The sequence below is a fragment of the Stenotrophomonas sp. 1337 genome (assembly GCF_031455455.1).
Taxonomy (GTDB): Bacteria; Pseudomonadota; Gammaproteobacteria; order Xanthomonadales; family Xanthomonadaceae; genus Stenotrophomonas; species Stenotrophomonas indicatrix.
Genome location: NZ_JAVDSR010000008.1, coordinates 97277 through 120984, shown reverse-complemented (window position 1 = coordinate 120984; position 23708 = coordinate 97277). Strand labels below are relative to the sequence as shown.

The following is a 23708-nucleotide window of genomic DNA, read 5'->3' as shown; positions in this document are numbered from 1 at the left end:
ACAGATGGACCAACAGCCACCGGAAATCTGTCAGAGGTGGGGCGGTGTCGGATTGCGGGGTGTCAGCCGCATGGATGCGGCTGCCAAGCCTACAGGGACGTACTTGCGGCGTCCCCGCACTCCGACACCGCCCCGCCAACCCACGGATAGCCCGCTTTTGACGTTGACGTTGCTCTGGCCTCGGCAGGTGCAGGGCGCAGCCCTGCCAAAAAAATCCCTACCGCACTTGCTCCTGCTTGCGCACGATCGCCATCGCGATCTCCAACGACTGCTCGTAGTTCAATCGCGGGTCGACGGTCGAACGATAGGCGCGCTCCAGGTCACGCTCGGTCAGTTCGCGCGCACCACCGGTGCATTCGGTCACATCCTCACCGGTCAGCTCCAGATGCACGCCACCCAGACGGGTGCCTGCGGCCGCATGCAGGTCGAAGGACATCTCGACCTCGCCGCGCACGTTGTCGAAGCGCCGCGTCTTGAAGCCGTTGGCGGTGCTTTCGGTATTGCCGTGCATCGCATCGCACACCCACAGCACGCGACGACCATCGCGCTTGACCGCATCCAGCAACGGCGGCAGCTTCTGCGCGATCTGCGCCGCGCCCATGCGGTGAATGAAGCTCAGGCGGCCCGGCTCGTCATCCGGGTTGAGCACATCGATCAGCCGCAGCAACTGGTCCGGCGTCACCGACGGGCCCACCTTGATCGCGATCGGATTGCGCACGCCGCGCAGGTACTCCACGTGCGCGCCATCCAGCGCGGCGGTACGCATGCCGATCCACGGATAGTGCGTGCTCAGGTTCAACCAGCCCTGCTGGCGCGGCACCTGCCGGGTCAGCGCCTGCTCGTAGGGCAGCAGCAGCGCTTCATGCGAGGTGTAGAAATCGATGCGGTTGAGGTTGTGCACACGGGCCCCGGCCAGGGTCTCCATGAAGTGCACGGCATCACCGATCGAGGCCACCATCTTCTGGTACTCGGCGGCCAACGGCGAATGGCTCACCCATTCCAGGTTCCAGTATTCGGGATGGTGCAGATCGGCGAAGCCACCATCGATCAGCGCCCGCACGAAGTTCATCGTCATCGCCGAATGCGCGTGGGCCTGCAGCATCCGCTTCGGGTCGGGCAGACGCGCCGCCTCGGTGAAGGCCGGCGCATTGATCACATCGCCGCGGTAGCTGGGCAGGGTCACGCCGTCGCGGGTCTCGGTATCGGCCGAGCGCGGCTTGGCGTACTGGCCGGCAAAACGGCCGACGCGGATCACCGGCTGGCGCAGGCCGTGCACCAGCACCAGGCTCATCTGCAGCAGCACCTTCAACCGGTTGGAGATCGTGCCCGATTCGCAGTCGCTGAAATTCTCCGCGCAGTCGCCGCCCTGCAACAGGAAACGCTTGCCTTCCTGGGCGTCGGCCAGCTGCTGCTTCAGCGCCAGGATCTCCCACGAGGTCACCAGCGGCGGCAGCCGCTTCAGCTCGTGCAGCGCGGCATCCAGTGCCACCGGATCGGGATAGGTCGGCATCTGCAGCGCGGTCTTGCCCCGCCAGCTCTCCGGTGACCAAGCGGCGCCAGCAGCGATGGCGGCAGGATCGGGGGCGGGCGGAACGGCGGACAGGCTCATTACGGACATCCGGGGTGGGGGGCGGTCATGGTCGCAGAGCCAGCCGCTGGCGCAAAGGGCCGGGCCCGGTCATGACTGCCTGAACGGTGTGGAAAGGGGCCGTGTGATCGGCCAGAAACGGCATGGTCGCCATCGCCGGACAGGCGCATGATCGGCACGCAGTTGTTACGGAGTAACACTCCCTCATGGACCGGCCCCCTCCCCCTCCCCTGCCCATTTCCCATGAAGCCCTCCCTGCTCACCACCGCCATCACCTTCGCCCTGATCCTCACCAGCCAACCCGTGCTTGCCGCCGACACTGATGCCAGCGCGGCTGCGGTCAAGGACCTCGACGTAGTCACCATCAGTGCTCAGCTCGACCAGGCCCGCAACGCCCTGTCACCGGACATCGGCAGCAGCCAGTACCAGATCACCGCCGAGGACATCCAGAAGCAGCCGCTGGGCGCCTCCGCCCCGCTCAGCCAGGTGCTGCTGCAGGCCCCGGGCGTGGTCCAGGACTCCTACGGCGGCGTGCACGTGCGCGGCGACCACGCCAACCTGCAGTACCGCATCAACGGCGTACTGCTGCCCGAATCGATCTCCGGCTTCGGCCAGACCCTGGATGCCCGCACCATCAAGAGCATCCGCCTGATGGATGGTGCGCTGCCGGCGCAGTTCGGTGAACGCACCGCCGCGGTGGTCGATATCACCACCCGCAGTGGCGCCGAGCTGGGCAACGGCGGCAGCGCTGGCATCACCGCCGGTTCGTTCGGCAAGGTCAACCCGAACGCCTCCTGGTGGGGCAACCAGGGCCGCTGGAGCTGGTTCCTGACCGGCAACTACGACCAGAACGAGGTCGGGCTGGAGAACCCCACCAGCGCACGCAGGCCGCTGCATGACGACACCCACCAGGGGAAGGCCTTTGCCGACCTGACCTATCTGGTCAACGACAGCACCCGCCTGAGCGTGTTCGCCGGCTTTGCCAACAACCGCTTCCAGATCCCGGTCAACCCGGGGCAGACCCCGCAGTTCGGCTACCTGGACACCACCACCTTCAATTCCAGCCAGTTGGACGAAACCCAGCGCGAGACCACCCGCTTCGGCATGCTGGTGCTGCAGGGCACGCTTGGCCAGACCGCGTACCAGCTCTCGGCCGGCCAGCGCTACAGCGATGTGGCCTTCAATCCGGACATCGTGGGCGACCTGGTGTTCAGCGGCGTCGCCTCGCAGGTCCGGCGCAGCAACCGCGCCAACACCCTGCAGGCCGATTTCTCCACCCCCCTGGGCGATAACCACACCCTGCGTTATGGCCTGTATGGCAACTACGAACACGCCGCCGCCAACAACAGCAGCTGGGTCTTCCCGGTCGACGCCGATGGGCGGCAGACGAGCACCACGCCGCAGCTGATCCCGGACCGCAATGCCTTCCACGCCAGCACCGCAGCCTTGTACGTGCAGGACGAGTGGCGGATCGGCGATGACTGGACCGTCAACTACGGCCTGCGCGGCGACCGCTTCAAGGCCTTCGGTCACACCGAGGGCCAGCTCAGCCCACGTCTGGGCGTGGTCTGGAACGCCAGCGACAGCACCACCGTGCACGCCGGCTATTCGCGCTACTTCACCCCGCCCGCCAGCGAACTGGTTGCCGGCAGCGATCTTGCCCTGTTCGATGGCACCAGCAACCAGCAACCCGCCAATGGCAGCAACACGCCGTTGTCCGAGCGCAGTGACTACTACGATATCGGCGTGTCACAGCAGGTCGGCGACCACCTCACCCTCGGCCTGGATGCCTACGACCGACGCGTGCACCGCCTGCAGGACGAAGGCCAGTTCGGCGCCGCCTACATCTATTCCACCTTCAACTATCGCCGCGGCCACATCCATGGTCTGGAGTTCAGCGCCGACTACAGCAACGGGCCGATCAGCGCGTACTTCAACGCGGCCTACAGCAAGGCCATGGGCACCCAGGTCATCACCAGCCAGTACAACCTCGATCCGGATGCACTGGCCTACGTGCAACAGAACTGGATCCATCTGGACCACGACCAGAAGCTGACGTCTTCCGGCGGCGTCAGCTATGCGTTCGCTGGCCACAATCGGATCGGTGCGAACTACGTGTACGGCAGCGGCCTGCGTTCGGACATCGAGGGCGTGCCCAATGGCGGCGAATTACCGTCGTACCTGCAGGTCAATCTCAGCGCCGCGCATGACTTCAACGCCGACAGCGGTCATCCGCTGCATGTGCAACTGGCGGTGATCAACGCGCTGGATCGCAGCTACCAGCTGCGCAATGGCGGAGGCATCGGCGTGTTCGCACCGCAATGGGGACCACGTCGCGGCGCCTATCTGAGCCTGCAGCAGGATTTTTGAGGTAGCGCCGACTGCCGGCCAGCGGCCGGCACTACCGGAAAACAGTAGAGCCACGCCATGCGTGGCTCCGGACTGGCTCAGTGCTTGACCTTGCGCAGCGACACCACCAGCGCCCACAGCGCCAGCAGCACGAACCACACGCCCGACCACATCGGCATGGTCAGACCAAGGAACGTCCAGTCGATGTTGCCGCAGTTGCCGGTGCCGGTCAGCACGGTGCGGAACACTTCCAGCGGCCCCATGGTCTCGCGCAGGAAGGCCAGCGGCGGGCCACAGGTCGCCCCCATTTCCGGCGGCAGCATCTGCACGTAGACATGGCGCGCGGCGATGCCCACGCCCACGGCGGCAGCGATGAACGCGAGGATGCCGTAGGTCGCCCGCCCCGGACGGTTGGACGGCCCATGCAGGGCGCCGATCAGGAACAGCAGGCCCAGGGCCGCGAACGCCAGGCGCTGGAAGATGCACAGCGGACACGGTTCCAGCCCCATCTTCAGCTGCAGGAAAATCGCGTAGCCCAGCAGGCCCGCGCAGATCAGGAAGCCCAACAGGAACTGGGCGCGGAAAGGCCAGCGCAGAGGATTCATCGGCAACGCTCGTGTAGTACGGACCGCAAGCGTAACCGAGAGTGCGCGCCGTTCGAACCGCCACAACGTCGCGCCCGTCGGAACACGCCGGCGCGCGCACCGCAACATGCGGGATCATCCACGCCCGGCGTGGATCTCCATCCGTCGCCCAGAAACGGAAAAACCCGGCACGAGGCCGGGTTCTTCACCGAATGACGGGTGTCGCGCGTCGATTACTCTTCGACGGCTTCAGCCACGACCGGACGGTCAACCAGCTCAACGTAGGCCATCGGCGCGTTGTCGCCGGCGCGGAAGCCGCACTTCAGCAGGCGCAGGTAACCGCCCGGACGGTTCGCGTAGCGCGGGCCCAGGATGGTGAACAGGTTGCCGACGGCTTCGTTGTCGCGCAGGCGGGCAAAGGCCAGACGACGGTTGGCGACGGAGTCGACCTTGGCCAGGGTGATCAGCGGCTCGGCGACGCGGCGCAGTTCCTTGGCCTTCGGCAGGGTGGTCTTGATCAGCTCGTGCTTGAACAGCGAGGCGGCCATGTTCTTGAACATCGCTTCGCGGTGGGCGCTGGTACGGCTGAACTTACGGCCGGATTTCTGGTGACGCATGGTGATATTCCTTGGTTAATGATGTGGCTTTGCGGATCGTTGTCGCCTTCCTGGCGCTGCTGCTCGGACTGCGGTTGGTCCTGGCCATCCGTCCTGGACGACCTGCCCGCGAACCTTCGTTCGTCGTGGCGGTATTGCCTTGGTGCAATGGCCCCGTCGTTGCCGACGGGGCCATGCGGTCTTGCAGAAAGGCGGTATCAGCCCAGCATGCCGTGGCTGGCGACGCCGGCCGGCGGCCAGTTCTCCAGCTTCATGCCGAGCGACAGGCCACGCTGGGCCAGCACTTCCTTGATCTCGGTGAGCGACTTCTTACCCAGGTTCGGGGTCTTCAGCAGCTCGACTTCGGTCTTCTGGATCAGATCGCCGATGTAGTAGATGCTCTCGGCCTTCAGGCAGTTGGCCGAACGCACGGTCAGCTCCAGATCGTCGATCGGGCGCAGCAGCACCGGATCCACGCCGTTGTTGGCCGGCTTCGCCGCACCGCGGTCGCGATGGGTGAAGTCACCGAACACCGACAGCTGATCGCTGAGGATGTCGGCAGCGGTACGCACTGCTTCTTCGGCGTCGATGGTGCCGTTGGTCTCGATATCGATGACCAGCTTGTCCAGGTCGGTGCGCTGTTCGACACGAGCCGCTTCCACGGCATAGGCGACACGGCGGACCGGCGAGAACGAGGCATCCAGGACCAGACGGCCGATGGCACGGGTTTCTTCGTCCGGACGACGACGCGCAGCTGCCGGCTGATAGCCGAAACCACGCTCGATCTTCAGACGCATGTTCACTGCCGTGTCCTTGGTCAGGTGGCAGATCACGTGGTCGCCGTTCAAGATCTCCACATTGTGGTCGACCTTGATGTCGGCAGCGGTGACAACGCCCGGACCCTGCTTGGACAGGGACAGAGTCGCGTTGTCGCCGGAGTGCATACGGATGGCCACGTCCTTCAGGTTCAGCAGGACTTCCAGCACGTCCTCCTGCAGACCTTCGACCGTGGTGTACTCATGCAACACGCCGTCGATTTCGACTTCCGTGATGGCGAAGCCCGGGATGGACGACAGCAGCACGCGACGCAGGGCATTACCCAGCGTATGCCCGTAACCCCGCTCCAAAGGTTCGATAACGACCTTTGCACGGGTGTCGGTAATGCGTTCGATCTGCGGACCGCGAGGACGCAGAACCTGGTTGGCGGTAACCGTCATGTTGCGGGTTCTCCTAGTGAACCCCCGGCCGTCGCCGGGGGCTCTCCAATGTGAATTACTTCGAATACAGCTCGACGATCAGCGCTTCGTTGATGTCCGCAGGCAGATCCGAACGATCCGGAACAGCCTTGAAGATGCCGGAGAACTTGCCGGAATCCACTTCAACCCACGACGGGCTCAGGTCATGCTGGGCGGCGACGGTCAGGGCTTCCTGGACGCGCAGCTGCTTGGCAGCCTTTTCAGACAGGGCGATGGCGTCGCCAGCCTTGACCTGGTACGAGGCCAGGTTGACCGACTTGCCATTCACGGTGACGCCGCGGTGCGACACCAGCTGACGGGCAGCCGGACGGGTCACGGCGAAGCCCATGCGGTAGACAACGTTGTCCAGGCGGGTTTCCAGCAGCTGCAGGAGGTTCTCGCCGGTGTTGCCCTTCTTGGTCGAGGCCTTCTTGTAGTAGTTGCGGAACTGACGCTCCAGCAGACCGTAGATACGCTTGACCTTCTGCTTTTCACGCAGCTGGGTAGCGTAGTCGGACAGCTTGCCCTTGCGGGCAGTGGCGCCATGCTGGCCGGGCTTCTGCTCCAACTTGCACTTGGAGTCCAGCGCACGCGCCGGGCTCTTCAGGGACAGGTCGGCGCCTTCGCGACGGGCGAGCTTACAGGTAGGACCGATATAACGAGCCATTTCTTATCGCTCCCTTTAGACGCGACGCTTCTTCGGCGGACGGCACCCGTTGTGCGGGATAGGCGTCACGTCGATGATGTTGGTGATCTTGTAGCCGACGTTGTTCAACGAACGCACGGCCGACTCACGGCCCGGACCCGGACCCTTGATGCGGACTTCCAGCGACTTCACGCCGTAGTCCAGCGCAGCACGACCGGCCTTTTCGGCAGCCACCTGGGCTGCGAACGGGGTCGACTTGCGCGAACCGCGGAAGCCAGCGCCACCGGAGGTCGCCCACGACAGAGCGTTGCCCTGACGGTCGGTGATGGTCACGATGGTGTTGTTGAACGAAGCGTGGACGTGGGCAACGCCGTCGGTGACGACGCGCTTGATCTTCTTCTTGGTCTTAGCAGCAGGCTTAGCCATTTATATGTCCCTTACTTCCTGATCGCCTTGCGCGGGCCCTTGCGGGTGCGGGCGTTGGTACGGGTGCGCTGGCCACGCAGCGGCAGACCGCGACGGTGACGCAGGCCGCGGTAGCAGCCCAGGTCCATCAGGCGCTTGATCGCGATACCGATTTCACGGCGCAGATCGCCTTCCACGATGTACTTGCCGACTTCGGCGCGCAGGCGCTCGATTTCCGGCTCCGACAGATCGCGGATCTTGGTGGTCGAAGTGACGCCTGCGACTTCGCAGACCTTCTTCGAACGGGTACGGCCGATGCCGTAAATGCTTTGCAACCCGACCCAGACATGCTTCTGGGCTGGCAGGTTGACGCCTGCAATACGCGCCATGACGCGGTTCTCCAGCTGAGTGATGGCCGACAGCGCGCTCAAGGCACGCCGATCCGGCAGGATGGATCAAAAAAGTGAACCAGTGATACTAACAAGGTTCCGGTTTACTTGGAAGCCCGTGAAACCAGAGGTTTCATGAACCCGGCCCGGGGAGTGTGCCCAGGCTCCGGCGCCGGATGGGGTTGGACCTGGAGTTGCCTCCCGGGCCGCCCGCGCTACTCCAGCGCGGGACCACCTCATCACACCCCCACCCGGAACCGCTGCGGGGGCCGCCCTTCGTTTGTGTGGCCAGAGTCCGCGAAGCGGAGGACCATCACGTCAGGAAGACGAAAGTATAACAGGCTAATCAGCCGCGAGCAAAACCGCCGCGGTTGCCGCCCTTCAGGTTGGCCTTCTTCAGCAGGCTCTCGTACTGGTGGGACATCAGGTGCGCCTGCACCTGGGCGATGAAGTCCATCACCACCACCACCACGATCAACAGCGAAGTACCGCCGAAGTAGAACGAGGCGTTCAGCTGCGTGCGCATCAGTTCCGGCAGCAGGCAGACGATCACCAGGTAAGCCGAACCGGCAGCCGTCAGTCGGGTCAGCACGCCGTCGATGTAGTCGGCGGTGGCCTTGCCCGGACGGATACCCGGAATCAGCGCGCCCGACTTCTTCAGGTTGTCGGCGGTTTCCTGCGAGTTGAACACCAGCGCGGTATAGAAGAACGCGAAACCGGTGATCAGCGCAGCGAACACGATCATGTGCAGCGGCTCGCCCGGACCCAGGGCATTGGCGACCTTCTGCAGGGTCTGGCCAAAGGTGCTCTGGTTGGCAGCCTGGCCGGACCACATGGCCAGGGTGGCCGGGAAGGCCAGCAGGCTCGAGGCGAAGATCGCGGGGATGACGCCGGCCATGTTCAGCTTCAGCGGCAGGAACGAGGTCTGGTTCATGTACGCGTTGCGACCGCCCTGGCGGCGCGCGTAGTTCACCGTGATCCGGCGCTGGCCGCGTTCGACGAACACCACGAAGAAGGTGAAGGCGAGCACGACGATGGCGATCAGCAGCAGCTGGATGAACTGGATGTTGCCGTCGCGGTAGGCGTCGAAGGTGTGGATGACCGCACCCGGCAGGCCCGCCACGATACCGGCGAAGATGATCAGCGAGACGCCGTTGCCGATGCCACGCTCGGTCACCTGCTCACCAACCCACATCAGGAACATGGTGCCGGCGGTCAGTGCGACCACGGCAGTGAGCACGAAGCCCATGCCCGGCATGTACACGACCGGTGCACCGGTCGGCGACACCTGGCCCTGCAGCGCCAGCGCGATCGAACCGCCCTGCACCACTGCGAGCAGCACAGCGCCGATGCGCGAATACTGGGTGATCTTGCGGCGGCCGGACTCACCTTCCTTCTGCATCGCCTTCAAGGCGGGGAAGATGTGCACAGCCAGCTGCATCACGATCGATGCCGAGATATACGGCATCACGTTCAGCGCGAAAATGCTGAAACGGTGCAGGGCGCCGCCCGAGAACATGTTGAACATGTCCACGATGCCGCCGCCCTGCTGTTGCATCATGGCAAGCATGGCATCGGGATTGACGCCCGGCACCGGCACGTAGCAGCCGATGCGATAGACGATCAAAGCCCCGACGACGAACAGCAAACGTTGGCGAAGTTCAGTGAACTTGCCCATTCCGCCCGCGAGGTTACCGATGCCAGCTTGCGCCATGATTCTCTTACTCCGTTACGCTGCCGCCGGCAGCTTCGATCGCAGCCTTGGCACCGGCCGTGGCAGCAACACCCTTCAGGGTGAACGCCTTGGTCACTTCGCCCTTGACGACGACCTTGGCCTTCTTGGCAGTGCTCGGGACCAGCTTGGCAGCACGCAGGACAGCGAAGTCGATCTCGCCGGCCGGCAGCTTGTCCAGCTGGTACAGCAGCACTTCAGCAGTGTCCTTGGCGATCGGCGAACGGAAGCCGATCTTCGGCAGACGACGCTGCATGGGGGTCTGGCCGCCTTCGAAGCCAGCCTTGATCTTGCCGCCACCCTTACGGGCAAACGAACCCTTGTGGCCGCGGCCGCAGGTCTTGCCCAGGCCGGAGCCGATACCGCGACCGACGCGGGTACGCTCTTTACGAGCGCCCGGTGCCGGGCTCAATTCATTCAGATGCATGGTCATTGGATTATTCCTCAACCTTGACGAGGTAGTGGACCTTGTTGATCAGACCGCGAACCTGCGGGCTGTCCTTCAGTTCACGCACATCGTTGAGCTTGCCCAGACCCAGCGCACGCACCGACAGGCGATGACGCGCCTGGGCACCACGCAGGCCGCGAACCAGACGGACCTTGACGGTCTTGTTGGTTTCATTAGCCATGGTTGAGATCCTCCACCTTCTTGCCGCGCTTGGCCGCGATGCGAGCCGGCGACTGCGCTGCAGTCAGGCCCTTCACGGTGGCACGCACCAGGTTGATCGGGTTGCGCGAACCGGTGGCCTTGGCCAGCACGTTCTTCACGCCCACTGCTTCCAGCACGGCGCGCATGGCACCACCGGCAATGACGCCGGTACCTTCGGAAGCCGGCTGCATGAACACGCGCGCTGCGCCGTGACCATCCTTGATGGTGTGCCACAGGGTGCCGTTGTTCAGATCGACGGTGACCTGGTTCTTGCGAGCCTGCTCCATCGACTTCTGGATGGCGACCGGCACTTCGCGTGCCTTGCCATAACCGAAACCGACCTTGCCTTCGCCGTCGCCGACAACAGTCAGGGCGGTGAAGGTGAACTGACGGCCACCCTTGACGGTCTTGCTGACGCGATTGACCGCGACCAGCTTTTCGATCATGCCGTCATCGACTTTCTCTTCGCGGTTACGGTCGCGATCGCGACCCCGCTGCTGACGTTCTTCTGCCATGTTTATTCCTTGGTTGTTGGGTTATGTACGGCTCGAGGCCGCTTATGGTTGTGGAGTGGTGCGTTGTTGCGGTGGGCCGCTGCAGAAGAGCGGCGCCGCCCAGCCTCACTCAGGCTGGCGAGCAGGCGGGCATGGGGACCGGAGTCCCCTGCCCTGATCCCTTAGAACTGCAGGCCGGCTTCGCGGGCAGCGTCAGCCAGGGCCTTGATGCGGCCGTGGTAACGGTAACCCGAACGATCGAAGGCAACCTTCTCGACGCCGGCGGCCTTGGCACGCTCAGCGACGATGCGGCCAACCTTGGCGGCGGCATCGGCGTTCTTGCCGTTCTTCAGGCCTTCCTTGATGTCGGCCTGGGTGGTGTTGGCGGCAGCCAGCACCTTCGAGCCGTCAGCGGTGAAGACCTGTGCATACAGGTGCTGGCCGGTGCGCAGCACCGACAGGCGGGCCACACCGAGCACACGGATGTGGGCACGGGTCGACTTGGCGCGACGCAGGCGGGCGATGTTCTTGTTCATGATCTTTTTCCCTGGAAAGCGGAAGGTCCTAATTAGGCCTTCTTGGCTTCCTTGCGAATGATGACTTCGTCGGAGTACTTCACGCCCTTGCCCTTGTACGGCTCCGGCTTGCGGAACGCACGGATCTTGGCGGCAGCTTCACCGACGGCCTGCTTGTCAGCGCCCTGCACCAGGATTTCAGTCTGGGTCGGGGTGGTGATGGTGATGCCTTCCGGCGCCACGAACACGATCGGGTGCGAGTAACCCAGCGACAGGCTGAGGTCCTTGCCCTGCATCGCGGCACGGTAACCCACGCCGACCAGCTCAAGCTTGCGCTCGAAGCCTTCGGAAACACCCTTGACCATGTTGGACAGGATGGCGCGGACGGTACCGGTCAGCGGGATCAGCTCCACGTTGTCGGTGCTCAGGGTGGCAACGCCGTTTTCGACATTGATGTTGATGCCAGCCGGCTTGGCCAGCGACAGGGTGCCCTTCGGGCCCTTGGCGATGACGCTGTCGTTCTGGACGTTCAGTTCAACCTTACCCAGGTCGATCGGCTTCTTGGCTACACGGGACATGGTCTACTCCTTTCGCCTTAGGCCACGAAGCACAGGACTTCGCCGCCGACGCCCAACTGGCGCGCCTGCGCATCAGTCATGATGCCCTTGGAAGTGGAAATGATGGAAATGCCCAGGCCGTTCATGACCTTCGGCAGTTCGCTCTTGCCGCGGTACTGGCGCAGGCCCGAACGCGAGAAGCGCTTCAGGGTCGCGATGACCGGCTTGCCTTCGAAATACTTCAGCACGATTTCCAGCTCGGACTTGTTGTTCTCGAGCGCGGTCACGCGCAGGTCGGCGATGTAACCCTCGTCCTTCAGGACCTGGGCGATCGCAACCTTGATCTTGGACGACGGGGCTTTCACCGTCTGCTTGCCAACCGCTGCCGCATTCTTGATGCGGACCAGCAGGTCGGCGATGGGATCAGTCATGCTCATATGAGTACCTTTGAGTGCACCGATATCCGCTTTCGCGAAAATCTGTTGTCTCCTGGAAACGGGCCAGGCCCCCTACCCCTACGCATTGCGCAGAGCAAGACGCGGGAGTATACGCCAAAAGAGCCCGACTTGCGTCGGGCTCTTCGGTTTTTTGCAGAGGGAAAGCTGAACGCATCCCCTCCCCGGCTGCGAAGCCCCCCGGGGGAAGCCCTCGCTGGCAGGACCGGCTGGGGTTACCAGCTGGCCTTGCGCAGGCCCGGAACGTCGCCACGCATGGTGGCTTCACGCAGCTTGTTGCGACCCAGGCCGAACTTGCTGTACACGCCACGCGGGCGGCCGGACAGTTCGCAACGGTTGCGATGGCGGCTCGGCGACGAATCGCGCGGCAGCTTCGACAACTTGGTGGCGGCCTCGATCTTCTCTTCGTAGCTCGCGTCCGGGGAGGACACGATCTTCTTCAGAGCAGCACGCTTGACAGCGAACTTTTCAGCCAGCTTCTTCCGCTTGATGTCGCGGTTGACCATGGAGGTCTTTGCCATTTCGGTTTCCTCGACGAATCAGTTACGGAACGGGAACTTGAACGCTGCCAGCAGCGCCTTCGCTTCCGCGTCGGTCTTCGCAGTGGTGGTGATGGCGATATCCATACCGCGGATCGCGTCGACAGCGTCGAAGTCGATTTCCGGGAAGATGATCTGTTCCTTCACACCCATGTTGAAGTTGCCGCGACCGTCGAAGGAACGACCGGAAACACCACGGAAGTCGCGCACGCGCGGCAGCGAGATGTTGATCAGGCGGTCCAGGAACTCGTACATCTTGTGGCGACGCAGCGTGGTCTTGCAGCCGATCGGCCAACCATCACGGATCTTGAACGATGCCACCGAGATACGCGACTTGGTGACGATCGGCTTCTGGCCCGAGATCTTGGTCATGTCGCCAACGGCGTTTTCCAGGATCTTCTTGTTGGTGGCCGCTTCGCCGACACCCATGTTCAGGGTGACTTTGACCAGCTTCGGCACCTGCATGGAATTGGTGTAACCGAACTGCTTCATCAGCGCCGGCACCACTTCTTCCTTGTAAAACTTTTCGAGACGGGAAGTCATCTTCTCATTCCTCAGGCGTCGAGCGCCTCACCGCTGGAGCGGAACACACGCAGTTTGCGTCCATCCTCCAGCACCTTGAAGCCAACGCGCTCGCCCTTGCCCGAAGCCGGGTTCAGCACATTCACGTTGGAGATATGGATCGACGCTTCACGCTCGACCACGCCGCCGGCAACACCTGCCTGCGGGTTCGGCTTGGTGTGGCGCTTGACGATGTTCACGTTGGCGACGACCAGACGGTCGCCATCGACGCGGACGACTTCGCCCTGCTTACCCTTGTCCTTGCCGGCGTTGACGACAACCTGGTCGCCCTTCTTGATACGGTTAGCCATGATTATCTCCTGTCGCTCACAGCACTTCGGGAGCGAGCGAGACGATCTTCATGAACTTCTCCGAACGAAGTTCACGAGTCACCGGCCCGAAGATACGGGTCCCGATCGGCTCCTGCTTGTTGTTAAGCAGAACGGCGGCGTTGCCGTCGAAGCGGATCAGCGAGCCGTCGGCGCGACGCACACCCTTGCGGGTACGCACCACGACGGCGTCATACACTTCACCCTTCTTGACCTTGCCGCGCGGAATCGCATCCTTCACGGTGACCTTGATGATGTCGCCGATGCCGGCGTAACGGCGCTTGGAACCACCCAGCACCTTGAAGCACATCACTCGCTTGGCACCAGAATTGTCGGCGACGTCAAGGTAGCTCTGCATCTGGATCATGATTCAGACTCCTTATTCAGCCGCACGCGTGATGACTTCCACCACGCGCCAGTTCTTGGTCTTGGACATCGGAGCAATCTCGGTCACGCGGACGACATCGCCTTCCTTGCAGGCGTTGTCGGCATCGTGGGCGTGCAGCTTCGTCGAGCGCTTGATGTACTTGCCGTACAGTGCGTGCTTGACCTGACGCTCGACCAGGACGGTAACCGTCTTGTCCATCTTGTTGCTGACGACACGGCCTTCGACCGTGCGCAGCGCTTTGTTTTCAGTATTGTCGCTCATAGCGGCCATCCTTACTTCGTGCTGCCGAGCAGGGTCTTGACGCGAGCAATTTCGCGACGCACCCGGCGGATGTCGTGTGTCTTCGGCAGCTGGCCGGTGACCTGCTGCATACGGACAGAGAACTGTTCCTTACGCAGGTCGATCAGGTGGGCCTTGAGGTCGTCAGCCGACTTTTCACGGAGAGTTTTGATATCCATCAGCGCACCGTCCGGGTCACGAAAGTGGTGGTGACCGAGAGCTTGGCAGCGGCCAGGCGGAACGCCTCGCGTGCCACTTCCTCGGTAACACCCTCGATTTCATAGATCATGCGGCCGGGCTGGATCTGGGCCACCCAGTATTCCACGTTGCCCTTACCCGAACCCATTCGAACTTCGATGGGCTTCTTGGTGATGGGCTTGTCGGGGAACACTCGGATCCACATCTTGCCGCCGCGCTTCACGTAGCGGCTGATCGAACGGCGAGCCGCTTCGATCTGACGCGCGGTCAGCTGACCGTGGGCGGTTGCCTTCAGGCCGTACTCGCCAAAGCTGACAGCGTTTGCGCTCCAGCTGAGGCCTTCGTTACGGCCCTTGTGCACCTTGCGGTACTTGGTTCGCTTGGGTTGCAACATTGTCGTTACCTCGCTTCACGAGCCGGGCGCTGACGGTCACCGCGGTCGCCGCGATCATGACGATCGTTGCGCGACGGGGTGTCGTCCTGCTTTTCCTGGCCAACCTGGGAGAAATCGAAGACCTCGCCCTTGTAGATCCAGACCTTGATGCCGATGATGCCGTAGGTCGTCTTGGCTTCAGCGAAGCCGTAGTCGATGTCGGCACGCAGCGTGTGCAGCGGCACGCGGCCTTCGCGGTACCACTCCGAACGGGCGATTTCTGCACCGTTGAGGCGGCCACCGACGTTGACCTTGATGCCCAGGGCACCCAGGCGCATCGCGTTGCCGACCGAGCGCTTCATTGCGCGGCGGAACATGATGCGACGCTCCAGCTGCTGCGCGATCGATTCGGCAACCAGCTGTGCGTCCAGCTCGGGCTTGCGCACTTCGGTGACGTTGATGTGCGCCGGGACGCCCATCATCTCGCTCACTTCCTTGCGCAGCTTCTCGATGTCCTCACCGCGCTTGCCGATCACCACGCCCGGACGGGCGGTGTGGATCGTCACGCGAGCGGTCTTTGCCGGACGCTCGATCAGGATCTTGCTGATGCCGGCCTGCGCCAGCTTCTTGCGCAGCATTTCGCGCACTTTCAGGTCGGCTGCCAGGTAACCAGCGAACTCGGCCTTGTTGGCGTACCACTTGGAGTTCCAGTCCTTGGAAATGCCGAGGCGGATACCAATCGGATGAACTTTATGACCCATGGTCTTTTCCTTATCCGCTTACTTGGCGGCGCCCACAACCACAGTGATGTGGCTGGTGCGCTTGAGGATGCGGGTACCGCGGCCTTTCGCCCGCGCCATGAAACGCTTCAGGGTCGGACCTTCATCTACCATGATGGTCTGAACCTTCAGCTCGTCGACGTCGGCGCCCTGGTTGTTCTCGGCATTTGCAATAGCCGACTCCACCACCTTCTTGATCAGGTGGGCAGCCTTCTTGTCCGAGAACTTCAGCAGGTTGACGGCACGCTCGGCCGGCAGACCGCGCACCTGGTCAGCGACCAGACGTGCCTTCTGCGGGGAGATGCGCGCGGTGCGCAGGATGGCTTTCGCTTCCATTGTCATCTCTCCTTACTTGCCCGACTTCTTGTCACCACCGTGACCCTTGAAGGTCCGGGTGATGGCAAATTCGCCGAGCTTGTGGCCGACCATGTTCTCGTTGACGAGAACCGGGATGTGGTTCTTGCCGTTATGCACGGCAATGGTGACGCCTACCATGTCAGGCAGGATCATCGAACGACGCGACCAGGTCTTGATCGGACGCTTGCTACCCGCAGCGGCAGCCACCTTAGCAACCAGGTGGTGATCGACAAACGGGCCCTTCTTGAGTGAACGTGCCATGGTCGATTAGCCCCTACGATCGCGGACGATGAACTGCTGAGTGCGCTTGTTATGGCGCGTCTTGTAACCCTTGGTCGGAACACCCCACGGGGTGACCGGATGCGGGTTACCCTGGCCGGCCTTCGCCTCACCACCACCGTGCGGGTGGTCAACCGGGTTCATGGCAGCACCACGAACGGTCGGGCGGACGCCGCGCCAGCGCTTGGCACCGGCCTTGCCCAGCTTTTCCAGGCTGTGCTCGTCGTTGCCGACTTCGCCGATGGTCGCGCAGCACTCAACCGGAACCTTGCGCATCTCACCCGAGCGCAGGCGCAGGGTGGCGTAGATGCCTTCACGAGCAACCAGCTGCACGGCAGCACCTGCAGCGCGAGCGATCTGAGCGCCCTTGCCCGGCTTCAGCTCGATGCAGTGGATGGTGGTACCGACCGGGATGTTGCGCAGCGGCAGGGTGTTGCCCGCCTTGATCGGAGCATCCGAACCAGCGATCACCTGATCACCAGCCTTCAGACCCTTCGGGGCGATGATGTAGCGACGCTCGCCGTCGACGTAGCACAGCAGGGCGATGTGCGCGGTGCGGTTCGGATCGTATTCGATGCGTTCCACGCGCGCCGGGATGCCCAGCTTGTTGCGCTTGAAGTCAATCAGGCGGTAGTGCTGCTTGTGGCCACCACCGACGTGACGCACGGTGATGCGGCCGTGGTGGTTACGACCACCGGAACGGCTCTGCGACTCGACCAGCGGAGCGTGCGGAGCGCCCTTGTGCAGGTCGGGAGTAACCACGCGCACGGCCGAACGGCGACCGGGAGAAGTGGGCTTGAATTTCATCAATGGCATGGGATGTACCTCAGGCCTTGGCCGTTACATCGATCGACTGGCCGTCGGCCAGGCGAACGTACGCCTTGCGCCAATCGCCGCGGCGGCCAGCACGGTTACGGAAGGACTTGTTCTTGCCCTTGACGTTGACCACGTTGACTGCTTCGACCTTGACGTCGAACAGCTGCTCAACCGCGGCCTTTACATCGGCCTTGGTGGCTTCGTTCGAAATTTCGAAGACGTACTGATTGGAGAGTTCCTGCAGGCGCGCGGTCTTTTCGGAGACACGCGGGGCGAGCAGCACGCTGAAGATTTTTTCGTTGCTGTTCATGCCAGCCACTCCTCGACCTTCTTGACCGCGTCAGCGGTGATGACGACCGTGTCGGCACCGACCAGCGACACCGGATCCAGGCCCTGGACGTCACGCACTTCCACGTAGGGAATGTTGCGAGCCGACAGGTACAGGTGCTCGGAGGCTTCTTCAGTGACGATCAGCGGGCGCTTGCCCACTTCCAGGCCGGCCAGCTTGGCGATCAGAGCCTTCGTGTTGGTCGCTTCGACATCGAAGGACTCCACGATGGTCAGACGGCCCTGACGGTTCAGCTCGGACAGGATCGCGCACATGGCGGCACGGTACTGCTTACGATTGACCTTCTGCTCGAAGCTGCGCGGCTTTGCCGCGAAGGTGACACCGCCGCCGACGAAGATCGGAGCCGTCAGTGCGCCATGACGCGCGCCGCCGCCCTTCTGCTTCTTCGACTTCTTGGTGGTACCTGCCACTTCGGAGCGAGTCTTCTGCGCCTTGGTGCCGGCGCGACCGGCGTTGCGGTAAGCAACGACGACCTGGTGAACCAGATCTTCGCTGAAATCGCGACCGAACACGGCGTCGGAGACCGAGACCTTGTTATTGCTACCCGTGATAACGAGTTCCATCGTCATCTCTCCTTATGCCTTGCTCGCCGGACGGACGATCACGTCGCCACCCGCCGCGCCCGGAACGGCGCCGCGAACCGCGATCAGACCGCGTTCGACGTCGACCTTGACAACTTCCAGGTTCTGGGTGCTCTGCTGCACGGCACCCATGTGACCGGACATCTTCTTACCCGGGAACACGCGGCCGGGCGTCTGGCGCTGACCCAGCGAACCCGGCGCGCGATGCGACAGCGAGTTGCCGTGGGTAGCGTCACCCATACGGAAGTTGTAGCGCTTGATGGTGCCCTGGAAGCCCTTACCCTTGGTGACACCCTGGACGTCGACGATCTGGCCGACTTCAAAGATGTCCGCCTTGACTTCGCCACCCACGGCGAAATCGCCGAGCTGGGCGTCTTCAACGCGGAATTCCCACAGGCCACGGCCCGCTTCCACTTTCGCCTTGGCGAAGTGGCCGGCTTCCGGCTTGTTGACCAGGGCAGCGCGACGCGCACCGACGGTCACCTGCACGGCGCTGTAGCCGTCAGTTTCGACGGTCTTGATCTGCGCGATGCGGTTGGGGGTTGCTTCGATCAGGGTCACCGGGATGGAACGGCCATCTTCGGTGAACACGCGGCTCATGCCAGCCTTGCGGCCCACGAAGCCCAACGAATACTTCTTCGTCATGGTCGTAGTCCTCAGGTCAGCTTGATCTGAACGTCGACGCCGGCAGCCAGTTCGAGCTTCATCAGCGCGTCCACGGTCTTGTCATTCGGGTCAACGATATCGAGCACGCGCTTGTGCGTGCGGGTCTCGTACTGGTCACGCGCGTCCTTGTCGACGTGCGGGGAGACGAGGATGGTGTAACGCTCGATCTTGGTCGGCAGCGGGATCGGGCCACGCACTTGCGCGCCGGTCCGCTTCGCCGTCTCAACGATCTCGCTGGCCGAACGGTCGATCAGACGATGATCGAACGCTTTCAGCCGGATCCGGATCTTTTGGTCCGCCATGGCGGTAGGTTCCTTCGATAAAAGAGCGACAGACAAAGCCTCTGGGTTGCTTTGCCCCATGAAATCCCTGAATACAGACGGCCCGCATTCCCGCAGGCCGACAAGGTCAATCCGTAGACCCCAAATGCATAGGCAGACCCATGAAACCGGCCTGCCCAGACGGAGAAGCATAATGGCACGCAAGGCAGCTGTCAACAGTCTCCTGTTGACGCCGCCTGAATGGCATTGACCCTTCCTGGTCCGGGGAACACAAGGCACATCCTGTGCCTACTTTCCCGTTTGATACGCCCCGATGCCCTACCCAGGCAACATCGGGGCGCAGAGTCTAGCAGATTACTCGAGGATGTTGGCAACCACGCCAGCACCGACGGTACGGCCACCTTCGCGGATGGCGAAGCGCAGGCCGGCGTCCATGGCGACCGGGTTGATCAGGGTGACAACCATCTTCACGTTGTCGCCCGGCATCACCATCTCGACGCCTTCCGGCAGCTCGACCGCACCGGTGATGTCGGTGGTACGGAAGTAGAACTGCGGACGGTAGCCCTTGAAGAACGGGGTGTGACGGCCGCCTTCGTCCTTCGACAGCACGTACACTTCGGCGTCGAACTTGGTGTGCGGCTTGATCGAACCCGGCTTGGCCAGAACCTGCCCACGCTCGACGTCGTCACGCTTGGTGCCGCGCAGCAGCAGACCGGCGTTGTCGCCTGCCTGACCCTGGTCCAGCAGCTTGCGGAACATTTCCACGCCGGTCACGGTGGTCTTCTGCACCGGACGGATGCCGACGATTTCGATTTCTTCGCCGACCTTGATCACGCCGCGCTCGATACGACCGGTCACCACGGTGCCGCGGCCCGAGATCGAGAACACGTCTTCGACCGGCATCAGGAACGCCTTGTCGACGTCACGCTCCGGGGTCGGGATCCAGGTGTCCAGCGCCTCGACCAGCTTGATGACGGCCGGCACGCCGATGTCGCTCTGGTCGCCTTCCAGCGCCAGACGGGCCGAACCCGAGATGATCGGGGTGTCGTCGCCCGGGAAGTCATACTTGCTCAGCAGCTCGCGGACTTCCATTTCGACCAGTTCCAGCAGCTCGGCATCGTCAACCATGTCGGCCTTGTTCAGGAACACGACGATGTACGGCACGCCGACCTGACGCGACAGCAGGATGTGCTCGCGGGTCTGCGGCATCGGGCCGTCAGCAGCCGAGCACACCAGGATCGCGCCGTCCATCTGGGCAGCACCGGTGATCATGTTCTTGACGTAGTCAGCATGGCCCGGGCAATCGACGTGGGCGTAGTGACGAACGGTGGATTCGTACTCGACGTGCGCGGTCGAGATCGTGATGCCACGCGCCTTTTCTTCCGGCGCGGCGTCGATCGCGGAGTAATCCTTGAACTCGCCACCGAAGCGCTCGGCACCGATCTTGGTCAGTGCGGCGGTCAGCGTGGTCTTGCCATGATCGACGTGACCGATGGTGCCGACGTTGACGTGCGGCTTGGTGCGCTCGAACTTACCCTTTGCCATTTCGTTCTACCTTTTAGTTCGTAAGTGGTTTGGAGGACCTGAGCGTTACGCTCAGGACTTCTTCATGACTTCGTCGGCGATGTTGTTCGGCGCCGGCTCGTAGTGGTCAAATTCCATCGTGAAGGTGGCGCGGCCCTGGGTCTGCGAACGCAGCGAGGTCGCGTAGCCAAACATTTCGCCCAGCGGGATCATCGCGTTGATGATGCTGGCCGAACCGTCACCGGTGGTATCAGAACCCTGCAGAACGCCGCGACGACGGCTCACGTCGCCCATCACGTCACCCTGGTAATCCTCCGGGGTCACGATCTCGACCTTCATGATCGGCTCCAGCAGGACCGGCTTGGCCTTGCGGAAGCCTTCCTTGAAGGCCATCGAGGAAGCGAGCTTGAACGCCATTTCCGAGGAGTCGACGTCGTGGTACGAGCCGAACACCAGCTTCACCTTGACGTCCACGACCGGGAAGCCAGCCAGCGGACCGTTGGTGATGGTTTCGCGCAGACCCTTTTCAATCGACGGAATGAATTCCTTCGGAATCACGCCACCGGTGATGTCGTTGATGAACAGGAAGTCGTCCTTGATACCCGCGGCGATCTTCGGATCTGCACGATCGGCATCGGTGATCGGCGACAGCTCGATCACGACGTGACCGTACTGACCCTTACCACCGGACTGCTTGGCGTGCTTGTAGTCCGACTTCACGTCCGACAGGGTGATCGTTTCGCGGTAAGCCACCTGCGGCTTGCCGACGTTGGCTTCAACGTTGAACTCGCGCTTCATGCGGTCAACGATGATGTCCAGGTGCAGCTCGCCCATGCCCGAGATGATGGTCTGGCCGGATTCTTCGTCGGTCTTGACGCGGAACGACGGATCTTCCTGGGCCAGACGACCCAGTGCCAGACCCATCTTTTCCTGGTCGGACTTGGTCTTCGGCTCGACGGCCATCGAGATGACCGGCTCCGGGAACACCATGCGCTCGAGGATGATCGGCTGATCCATGGAGCACAGGGTGTCACCGGTGGTGGTGTCCTTCAGGCCCACGGCGGCGGCGATGTCGCCTGCCAGCACTTCCTTGATTTCTTCACGGTTGTTGGAGTGCATCTGCAGGATACGGCCGATGCGCTCCTTCTTGCCCTTCACCGAGTTCAGCAGCTGGTCGCCTGCATTCAACGTGCCCGAGTAGACACGGAAGAAGGTCAGCGCGCCGACGAACGGGTCGGTGATGATCTTGAAGGCCAGGGCCGAGAAGGGAGCCTTGTCGTCAGACTTGCGGCTCATTTCCTTGGTTTCATCGTCAACGTCGGTACCGGTCACGTCCGGCACGTCGATCGGCGACGGCAGCAGCTGGATCACGCCGTCCAGCATGGCCTGCACGCCCTTGTTCTTGAACGCCGAGCCGCAGTACATCGGCACGATGTCGGTCGCCAGGGTGCGCACGCGCAGGGCTTCGATGATCTCGGCCTCGGTCAGCTCATCGCCGCCCAGGTACTTGTCCATCAGCTCTTCGCTGGCTTCGGCAGCCGCTTCGATCATGAAGGTACGGGCTTCGGTCGCTTCAGCCAGCAGGTCGGCCGGCACATCGCTGTACTCGAACTTCATGCCCTGCGAAGCCTCATCCCAATGGATGGCCTTCATCTTCAGCAGATCGACGACGCCCTTGAAGCCTTCCTCAGCGCCGATCGGCAGCTGCATCGGAACGGCCTTGGCACCCAGCTTCGCCTTCAGCTGGCCGACGACCTTGGTGAAGTTGGCGCCGGTGCGGTCCATCTTGTTGACGAACGCGATGCGCGGCACCTTGTAACGGTTGGCCTGGCGCCACACGGTTTCCGACTGCGGCTGCACGCCACCGACGGCACACAGCACGAAGACGGCACCGTCGAGCACGCGCAGCGAGCGCTCCACTTCGATGGTGAAGTCGACGTGCCCGGGGGTGTCGATGATGTTGAAGCGGTGCTCCGGCAGGGACTTGTCCATGCCCTTCCAGAACGCGGTGGTCGCAGCGGACTGGATCGTGATGCCACGCTCCTGCTCCTGCTCCATCCAGTCCATGGTGGCGGCGCCGTCATGCACTTCACCGATCTTGTGGCTCTTGCCGGTGTAGAACAGGATGCGCTCGGACGTGGTGGTCTTGCCGGCATCGATGTGGGCCATGATGCCGAAATTGCGGTAACGCTCGATGGGAGTGGAACGGGCCACGGGGAGCCTCTCAGATTTCTTGGATTTCGGATGGCCGAACGCCGCCTTTCGGCGGCCTTCGGATTGGCGCAGCCCTTCTGGGGCCGCGAGGCAGCACCGAGATGGTGCTGCCCTGCCTGTTTTACAAGGCCGTCAAACTCACCAGCGGTAGTGGGCGAATGCCTTGTTGGCTTCGGCCATGCGGTGGGTTTCTTCGCGCTTCTTGATGGCGCCGCCACGGTTTTCCGAGGCGTCGATCAGTTCAGCGGCCAGCTTCTTCGGCATGGTGTTCTCACCACGCTTGCGCGCGGAGTCGATCAGCCAACGCATGGCCAGAGCCATCTTGCGCGAGGCGCGCACTTCGACCGGCACCTGGTAGGTGGCACCACCGACGCGGCGGGACTTGACTTCGACCGACGGAGCCACGTTTTCCAGAGCCTTCTGAACCAGCTCGACGGAATTCGGGTTCTTCTCACCGATCACGTCCATGGCGCCATAGACGATCTTTTCAGCGACCGACTTCTTGCCGCTCAGCATCACCATGTTGATGAAACGGGCGATGGTTTCGCTTCCGTGCTTCGGATCCGGCAGGACTGCGCGCTGCGGCGTATTACCTTTACGAGACATGTGTGCTTTCCCTTAGCTCTTCGGACGCTTGGCGCCGTACTTGGAACGGCCCTGGCGACGCTTGGCAACGCCGGAGGCGTCGAGCGAACCACGAACGGTGTGGTAACGCACACCCGGCAGATCCTTGACGCGACCGCCACGGATCAGGACCACGGAGTGCTCCTGCAGGTTGTGGCCTTCACCGCCGATGTAGGAAATCACTTCTTCCTGGTTGGTCAGGCGAACCTTGGCAACCTTGCGAAGGGCCGAGTTCGGCTTCTTCGGAGTAGTGGTGTAAACGCGCGTGCAGACGCCACGGCGCTGGGGGCACTTTTCGAGAGCCGGCGAGGCGCTCTTATAAGTGGTTGCCTGCCGCGGCTTGCGGACAAGCTGATTGATCGTCGCCATCAGTATGT

34 protein-coding genes are annotated in these 23708 nt (G+C 62.8%); 1 reads left to right on the top strand and 33 read right to left on the bottom strand.

Annotated elements, in window-relative coordinates; translation table 11 throughout:
* Positions 1-217: 217 nt before the first annotated feature.
* A complete protein-coding gene (locus tag J2X70_RS12905; protein ID WP_025879324.1) occupies positions 218-1609 on the bottom strand; it encodes a 3-deoxy-7-phosphoheptulonate synthase class II in 1392 nt (463 codons plus the stop codon).
* 222 nt (positions 1610-1831) lie between these two features.
* Here J2X70_RS12905 and J2X70_RS12900 point away from each other — a divergent pair, with 222 nt between their 5' ends.
* Positions 1832-3958, top strand: a complete 2127-nt coding sequence (locus tag J2X70_RS12900; protein ID WP_309910629.1) for a TonB-dependent receptor — start codon at positions 1832-1834, stop codon at positions 3956-3958.
* Between the two features lie 77 nt (positions 3959-4035).
* Here the strand turns inward: J2X70_RS12900 and J2X70_RS12895 are convergent, their stop codons facing one another.
* The 32 genes from J2X70_RS12895 to rpsL form a co-directional block, all read right to left on the bottom strand.
* Positions 4036-4542, bottom strand: coding sequence for a disulfide bond formation protein B (locus J2X70_RS12895; RefSeq protein WP_025879322.1), 507 nt, complete (start codon positions 4540-4542; stop codon positions 4036-4038).
* A 212-nt stretch (positions 4543-4754) separates the two neighbouring features.
* A complete protein-coding gene (rplQ, locus tag J2X70_RS12890; protein ID WP_025879321.1) occupies positions 4755-5138 on the bottom strand; it encodes a 50S ribosomal protein L17 in 384 nt (127 codons plus the stop codon).
* A 197-nt stretch (positions 5139-5335) separates the two neighbouring features.
* Positions 5336-6334: a DNA-directed RNA polymerase subunit alpha gene (gene rpoA, locus J2X70_RS12885; protein WP_025879320.1), complete on the bottom strand. Its 999-nt coding sequence runs from the start codon at positions 6332-6334 to the stop codon at positions 5336-5338.
* A gap of 55 nt (positions 6335-6389) precedes the next feature.
* Entirely contained in the window at positions 6390-7019 is a 630-nt protein-coding gene (rpsD, locus tag J2X70_RS12880; RefSeq protein WP_025879319.1) for a 30S ribosomal protein S4, read from the bottom strand.
* Between the two features lie 15 nt (positions 7020-7034).
* On the bottom strand, positions 7035-7424 hold the full coding sequence (rpsK, locus tag J2X70_RS12875; protein ID WP_004145443.1) for a 30S ribosomal protein S11: 390 nt from the start codon (positions 7422-7424) through the stop codon (positions 7035-7037).
* Positions 7425-7435: 11 nt separating this feature from the next.
* Entirely contained in the window at positions 7436-7792 is a 357-nt protein-coding gene (gene rpsM / locus J2X70_RS12870; RefSeq protein ID WP_025879318.1) for a 30S ribosomal protein S13, read from the bottom strand.
* Positions 7793-8138: 346 nt separating this feature from the next.
* Positions 8139-9506 (bottom strand): preprotein translocase subunit SecY, encoded by a 1368-nt coding sequence (gene secY, locus J2X70_RS12865; protein WP_025879317.1) that lies wholly within the window; start codon positions 9504-9506, stop codon positions 8139-8141.
* 7 nt (positions 9507-9513) lie between these two features.
* Positions 9514-9957, bottom strand: coding sequence for a 50S ribosomal protein L15 (gene rplO / locus J2X70_RS12860; protein ID WP_025879316.1), 444 nt, complete (start codon positions 9955-9957; stop codon positions 9514-9516).
* A 4-nt stretch (positions 9958-9961) separates the two neighbouring features.
* Positions 9962-10153, bottom strand: a complete 192-nt coding sequence (gene rpmD / locus J2X70_RS12855; RefSeq protein ID WP_025879315.1) for a 50S ribosomal protein L30 — start codon at positions 10151-10153, stop codon at positions 9962-9964.
* On the bottom strand, positions 10146-10688 hold the full coding sequence (gene rpsE, locus J2X70_RS12850) for a 30S ribosomal protein S5 (protein ID WP_025879314.1): 543 nt from the start codon (positions 10686-10688) through the stop codon (positions 10146-10148). The genes rpmD and rpsE overlap by 8 nt, the downstream gene beginning before the upstream one ends.
* A 161-nt stretch (positions 10689-10849) precedes the next feature.
* Entirely contained in the window at positions 10850-11203 is a 354-nt protein-coding gene (rplR, locus tag J2X70_RS12845; RefSeq protein ID WP_025879313.1) for a 50S ribosomal protein L18, read from the bottom strand.
* Between the two features lie 32 nt (positions 11204-11235).
* Positions 11236-11760: a 50S ribosomal protein L6 gene (rplF, locus tag J2X70_RS12840; RefSeq protein ID WP_025879312.1), complete on the bottom strand. Its 525-nt coding sequence runs from the start codon at positions 11758-11760 to the stop codon at positions 11236-11238.
* 17 nt (positions 11761-11777) lie between these two features.
* The gene (gene rpsH, locus J2X70_RS12835; RefSeq protein ID WP_025879311.1) at positions 11778-12176 is read right to left on the bottom strand and encodes a 30S ribosomal protein S8; all 399 of its coding nucleotides are present in this window, start codon (positions 12174-12176) and stop codon (positions 11778-11780) included.
* 233 nt (positions 12177-12409) lie between these two features.
* Positions 12410-12715: a 30S ribosomal protein S14 gene (gene rpsN / locus J2X70_RS12830; RefSeq protein ID WP_032977438.1), complete on the bottom strand. Its 306-nt coding sequence runs from the start codon at positions 12713-12715 to the stop codon at positions 12410-12412.
* An 18-nt stretch (positions 12716-12733) separates the two neighbouring features.
* The gene (gene rplE, locus J2X70_RS12825; protein WP_025879309.1) at positions 12734-13276 is read right to left on the bottom strand and encodes a 50S ribosomal protein L5; all 543 of its coding nucleotides are present in this window, start codon (positions 13274-13276) and stop codon (positions 12734-12736) included.
* A gap of 11 nt (positions 13277-13287) precedes the next feature.
* Complete coding sequence (rplX, locus tag J2X70_RS12820) at positions 13288-13605, bottom strand: 50S ribosomal protein L24 (protein WP_025879308.1); 318 nt, start codon at positions 13603-13605, stop codon at positions 13288-13290.
* Positions 13606-13621: 16 nt separating this feature from the next.
* Entirely contained in the window at positions 13622-13990 is a 369-nt protein-coding gene (gene rplN, locus J2X70_RS12815; RefSeq protein ID WP_025879307.1) for a 50S ribosomal protein L14, read from the bottom strand.
* A 12-nt stretch (positions 13991-14002) separates the two neighbouring features.
* Positions 14003-14272, bottom strand: coding sequence for a 30S ribosomal protein S17 (gene rpsQ, locus J2X70_RS12810; RefSeq protein ID WP_004145355.1), 270 nt, complete (start codon positions 14270-14272; stop codon positions 14003-14005).
* An 11-nt stretch (positions 14273-14283) separates the two neighbouring features.
* Positions 14284-14469: a 50S ribosomal protein L29 gene (gene rpmC, locus J2X70_RS12805; RefSeq protein ID WP_025879306.1), complete on the bottom strand. Its 186-nt coding sequence runs from the start codon at positions 14467-14469 to the stop codon at positions 14284-14286.
* Positions 14469-14882, bottom strand: coding sequence for a 50S ribosomal protein L16 (gene rplP / locus J2X70_RS12800; RefSeq protein ID WP_025879305.1), 414 nt, complete (start codon positions 14880-14882; stop codon positions 14469-14471). The genes rpmC and rplP overlap by 1 nt, the downstream gene beginning before the upstream one ends.
* A 5-nt stretch (positions 14883-14887) precedes the next feature.
* Entirely contained in the window at positions 14888-15622 is a 735-nt protein-coding gene (gene rpsC / locus J2X70_RS12795; RefSeq protein WP_004145350.1) for a 30S ribosomal protein S3, read from the bottom strand.
* A gap of 18 nt (positions 15623-15640) precedes the next feature.
* Positions 15641-15976 carry a 50S ribosomal protein L22 gene (rplV, locus tag J2X70_RS12790; RefSeq protein WP_004145348.1) on the bottom strand — a complete coding sequence of 112 codons (336 nt, stop codon included), beginning with the start codon at positions 15974-15976 and terminating at the stop codon, positions 15641-15643.
* A 12-nt stretch (positions 15977-15988) separates the two neighbouring features.
* A complete protein-coding gene (rpsS, locus tag J2X70_RS12785) occupies positions 15989-16258 on the bottom strand; it encodes a 30S ribosomal protein S19 (protein WP_004145340.1) in 270 nt (89 codons plus the stop codon).
* Between the two features lie 6 nt (positions 16259-16264).
* A complete protein-coding gene (gene rplB / locus J2X70_RS12780) occupies positions 16265-17092 on the bottom strand; it encodes a 50S ribosomal protein L2 (RefSeq protein WP_025879304.1) in 828 nt (275 codons plus the stop codon).
* A 10-nt stretch (positions 17093-17102) separates the two neighbouring features.
* Positions 17103-17402 (bottom strand): 50S ribosomal protein L23, encoded by a 300-nt coding sequence (gene rplW / locus J2X70_RS12775; protein WP_025879303.1) that lies wholly within the window; start codon positions 17400-17402, stop codon positions 17103-17105.
* Positions 17399-18004, bottom strand: a complete 606-nt coding sequence (gene rplD / locus J2X70_RS12770) for a 50S ribosomal protein L4 (protein ID WP_025879302.1) — start codon at positions 18002-18004, stop codon at positions 17399-17401. The genes rplW and rplD overlap by 4 nt, the downstream gene beginning before the upstream one ends.
* Before the next feature lie 12 nt (positions 18005-18016).
* Positions 18017-18667 (bottom strand): 50S ribosomal protein L3, encoded by a 651-nt coding sequence (gene rplC / locus J2X70_RS12765; RefSeq protein WP_025879301.1) that lies wholly within the window; start codon positions 18665-18667, stop codon positions 18017-18019.
* A gap of 11 nt (positions 18668-18678) precedes the next feature.
* The gene (gene rpsJ, locus J2X70_RS12760; protein ID WP_010341589.1) at positions 18679-18990 is read right to left on the bottom strand and encodes a 30S ribosomal protein S10; all 312 of its coding nucleotides are present in this window, start codon (positions 18988-18990) and stop codon (positions 18679-18681) included.
* 333 nt (positions 18991-19323) lie between these two features.
* On the bottom strand, positions 19324-20514 hold the full coding sequence (tuf, locus tag J2X70_RS12755; RefSeq protein WP_032977440.1) for an elongation factor Tu: 1191 nt from the start codon (positions 20512-20514) through the stop codon (positions 19324-19326).
* 51 nt (positions 20515-20565) lie between these two features.
* On the bottom strand, positions 20566-22707 hold the full coding sequence (fusA, locus tag J2X70_RS12750; protein ID WP_025879342.1) for an elongation factor G: 2142 nt from the start codon (positions 22705-22707) through the stop codon (positions 20566-20568).
* A 138-nt stretch (positions 22708-22845) separates the two neighbouring features.
* Positions 22846-23313: a 30S ribosomal protein S7 gene (gene rpsG, locus J2X70_RS12745; RefSeq protein WP_025879343.1), complete on the bottom strand. Its 468-nt coding sequence runs from the start codon at positions 23311-23313 to the stop codon at positions 22846-22848.
* Positions 23314-23325: 12 nt separating this feature from the next.
* On the bottom strand, positions 23326-23700 hold the full coding sequence (rpsL, locus tag J2X70_RS12740) for a 30S ribosomal protein S12 (RefSeq protein WP_025879344.1): 375 nt from the start codon (positions 23698-23700) through the stop codon (positions 23326-23328).
* Between the last annotated feature and the right edge of the window lie 8 nt (positions 23701-23708).

What these genes read in the sequence shown, in the direction of transcription:
- rplC (WP_025879301.1), bottom strand. Translation starts at nt 18,667, where the DNA reads ATGACGAAGAAGTATTCGTTGGGCTTCGTGGGCCGCAAGGCTGGCATG.
- rplD (WP_025879302.1), bottom strand. Translation starts at nt 18,004, where the DNA reads ATGGAACTCGTTATCACGGGTAGCAATAACAAGGTCTCGGTCTCCGAC.
- rplB (WP_025879304.1), bottom strand. Translation starts at nt 17,092, where the DNA reads ATGCCATTGATGAAATTCAAGCCCACTTCTCCCGGTCGCCGTTCGGCC.
- J2X70_RS12900 (WP_309910629.1), top strand. Translation starts at nt 1,832, where the DNA reads ATGAAGCCCTCCCTGCTCACCACCGCCATCACCTTCGCCCTGATCCTC.
- rpsL (WP_025879344.1), bottom strand. Translation starts at nt 23,700, where the DNA reads ATGGCGACGATCAATCAGCTTGTCCGCAAGCCGCGGCAGGCAACCACT.
- rpsN (WP_032977438.1), bottom strand. Translation starts at nt 12,715, where the DNA reads ATGGCAAAGACCTCCATGGTCAACCGCGACATCAAGCGGAAGAAGCTG.
- rplE (WP_025879309.1), bottom strand. Translation starts at nt 13,276, where the DNA reads ATGACTTCCCGTCTCGAAAAGTTTTACAAGGAAGAAGTGGTGCCGGCG.
- rpoA (WP_025879320.1), bottom strand. Translation starts at nt 6,334, where the DNA reads ATGACGGTTACCGCCAACCAGGTTCTGCGTCCTCGCGGTCCGCAGATC.
- rplO (WP_025879316.1), bottom strand. Translation starts at nt 9,957, where the DNA reads ATGACCATGCATCTGAATGAATTGAGCCCGGCACCGGGCGCTCGTAAA.
- rplF (WP_025879312.1), bottom strand. Translation starts at nt 11,760, where the DNA reads ATGTCCCGTGTAGCCAAGAAGCCGATCGACCTGGGTAAGGTTGAACTG.
- tuf (WP_032977440.1), bottom strand. Translation starts at nt 20,514, where the DNA reads ATGGCAAAGGGTAAGTTCGAGCGCACCAAGCCGCACGTCAACGTCGGC.
- rpsH (WP_025879311.1), bottom strand. Translation starts at nt 12,176, where the DNA reads ATGAGCATGACTGATCCCATCGCCGACCTGCTGGTCCGCATCAAGAAT.
- J2X70_RS12905 (WP_025879324.1), bottom strand. Translation starts at nt 1,609, where the DNA reads ATGAGCCTGTCCGCCGTTCCGCCCGCCCCCGATCCTGCCGCCATCGCT.
- rpsQ (WP_004145355.1), bottom strand. Translation starts at nt 14,272, where the DNA reads ATGAGCGACAATACTGAAAACAAAGCGCTGCGCACGGTCGAAGGCCGT.
- secY (WP_025879317.1), bottom strand. Translation starts at nt 9,506, where the DNA reads ATGGCGCAAGCTGGCATCGGTAACCTCGCGGGCGGAATGGGCAAGTTC.
- rplW (WP_025879303.1), bottom strand. Translation starts at nt 17,402, where the DNA reads ATGAACAGCAACGAAAAAATCTTCAGCGTGCTGCTCGCCCCGCGTGTC.
- rpsG (WP_025879343.1), bottom strand. Translation starts at nt 23,313, where the DNA reads ATGTCTCGTAAAGGTAATACGCCGCAGCGCGCAGTCCTGCCGGATCCG.
- rpsM (WP_025879318.1), bottom strand. Translation starts at nt 7,792, where the DNA reads ATGGCGCGTATTGCAGGCGTCAACCTGCCAGCCCAGAAGCATGTCTGG.
- J2X70_RS12895 (WP_025879322.1), bottom strand. Translation starts at nt 4,542, where the DNA reads ATGAATCCTCTGCGCTGGCCTTTCCGCGCCCAGTTCCTGTTGGGCTTC.
- rplQ (WP_025879321.1), bottom strand. Translation starts at nt 5,138, where the DNA reads ATGCGTCACCAGAAATCCGGCCGTAAGTTCAGCCGTACCAGCGCCCAC.
- rpmD (WP_025879315.1), bottom strand. Translation starts at nt 10,153, where the DNA reads ATGGCTAATGAAACCAACAAGACCGTCAAGGTCCGTCTGGTTCGCGGC.
- rplX (WP_025879308.1), bottom strand. Translation starts at nt 13,605, where the DNA reads ATGGCTAACCGTATCAAGAAGGGCGACCAGGTTGTCGTCAACGCCGGC.
- rpsD (WP_025879319.1), bottom strand. Translation starts at nt 7,019, where the DNA reads ATGGCTCGTTATATCGGTCCTACCTGTAAGCTCGCCCGTCGCGAAGGC.
- rpsS (WP_004145340.1), bottom strand. Translation starts at nt 16,258, where the DNA reads ATGGCACGTTCACTCAAGAAGGGCCCGTTTGTCGATCACCACCTGGTT.
- rpsK (WP_004145443.1), bottom strand. Translation starts at nt 7,424, where the DNA reads ATGGCTAAGCCTGCTGCTAAGACCAAGAAGAAGATCAAGCGCGTCGTC.
- rplP (WP_025879305.1), bottom strand. Translation starts at nt 14,882, where the DNA reads ATGTTGCAACCCAAGCGAACCAAGTACCGCAAGGTGCACAAGGGCCGT.
- rpsJ (WP_010341589.1), bottom strand. Translation starts at nt 18,990, where the DNA reads ATGGCGGACCAAAAGATCCGGATCCGGCTGAAAGCGTTCGATCATCGT.
- rplR (WP_025879313.1), bottom strand. Translation starts at nt 11,203, where the DNA reads ATGAACAAGAACATCGCCCGCCTGCGTCGCGCCAAGTCGACCCGTGCC.
- rpsE (WP_025879314.1), bottom strand. Translation starts at nt 10,688, where the DNA reads ATGGCAGAAGAACGTCAGCAGCGGGGTCGCGATCGCGACCGTAACCGC.
- rpmC (WP_025879306.1), bottom strand. Translation starts at nt 14,469, where the DNA reads ATGGATATCAAAACTCTCCGTGAAAAGTCGGCTGACGACCTCAAGGCC.
- rplN (WP_025879307.1), bottom strand. Translation starts at nt 13,990, where the DNA reads ATGATCCAGATGCAGAGCTACCTTGACGTCGCCGACAATTCTGGTGCC.
- rpsC (WP_004145350.1), bottom strand. Translation starts at nt 15,622, where the DNA reads ATGGGTCATAAAGTTCATCCGATTGGTATCCGCCTCGGCATTTCCAAG.
- rplV (WP_004145348.1), bottom strand. Translation starts at nt 15,976, where the DNA reads ATGGAAGCGAAAGCCATCCTGCGCACCGCGCGCATCTCCCCGCAGAAG.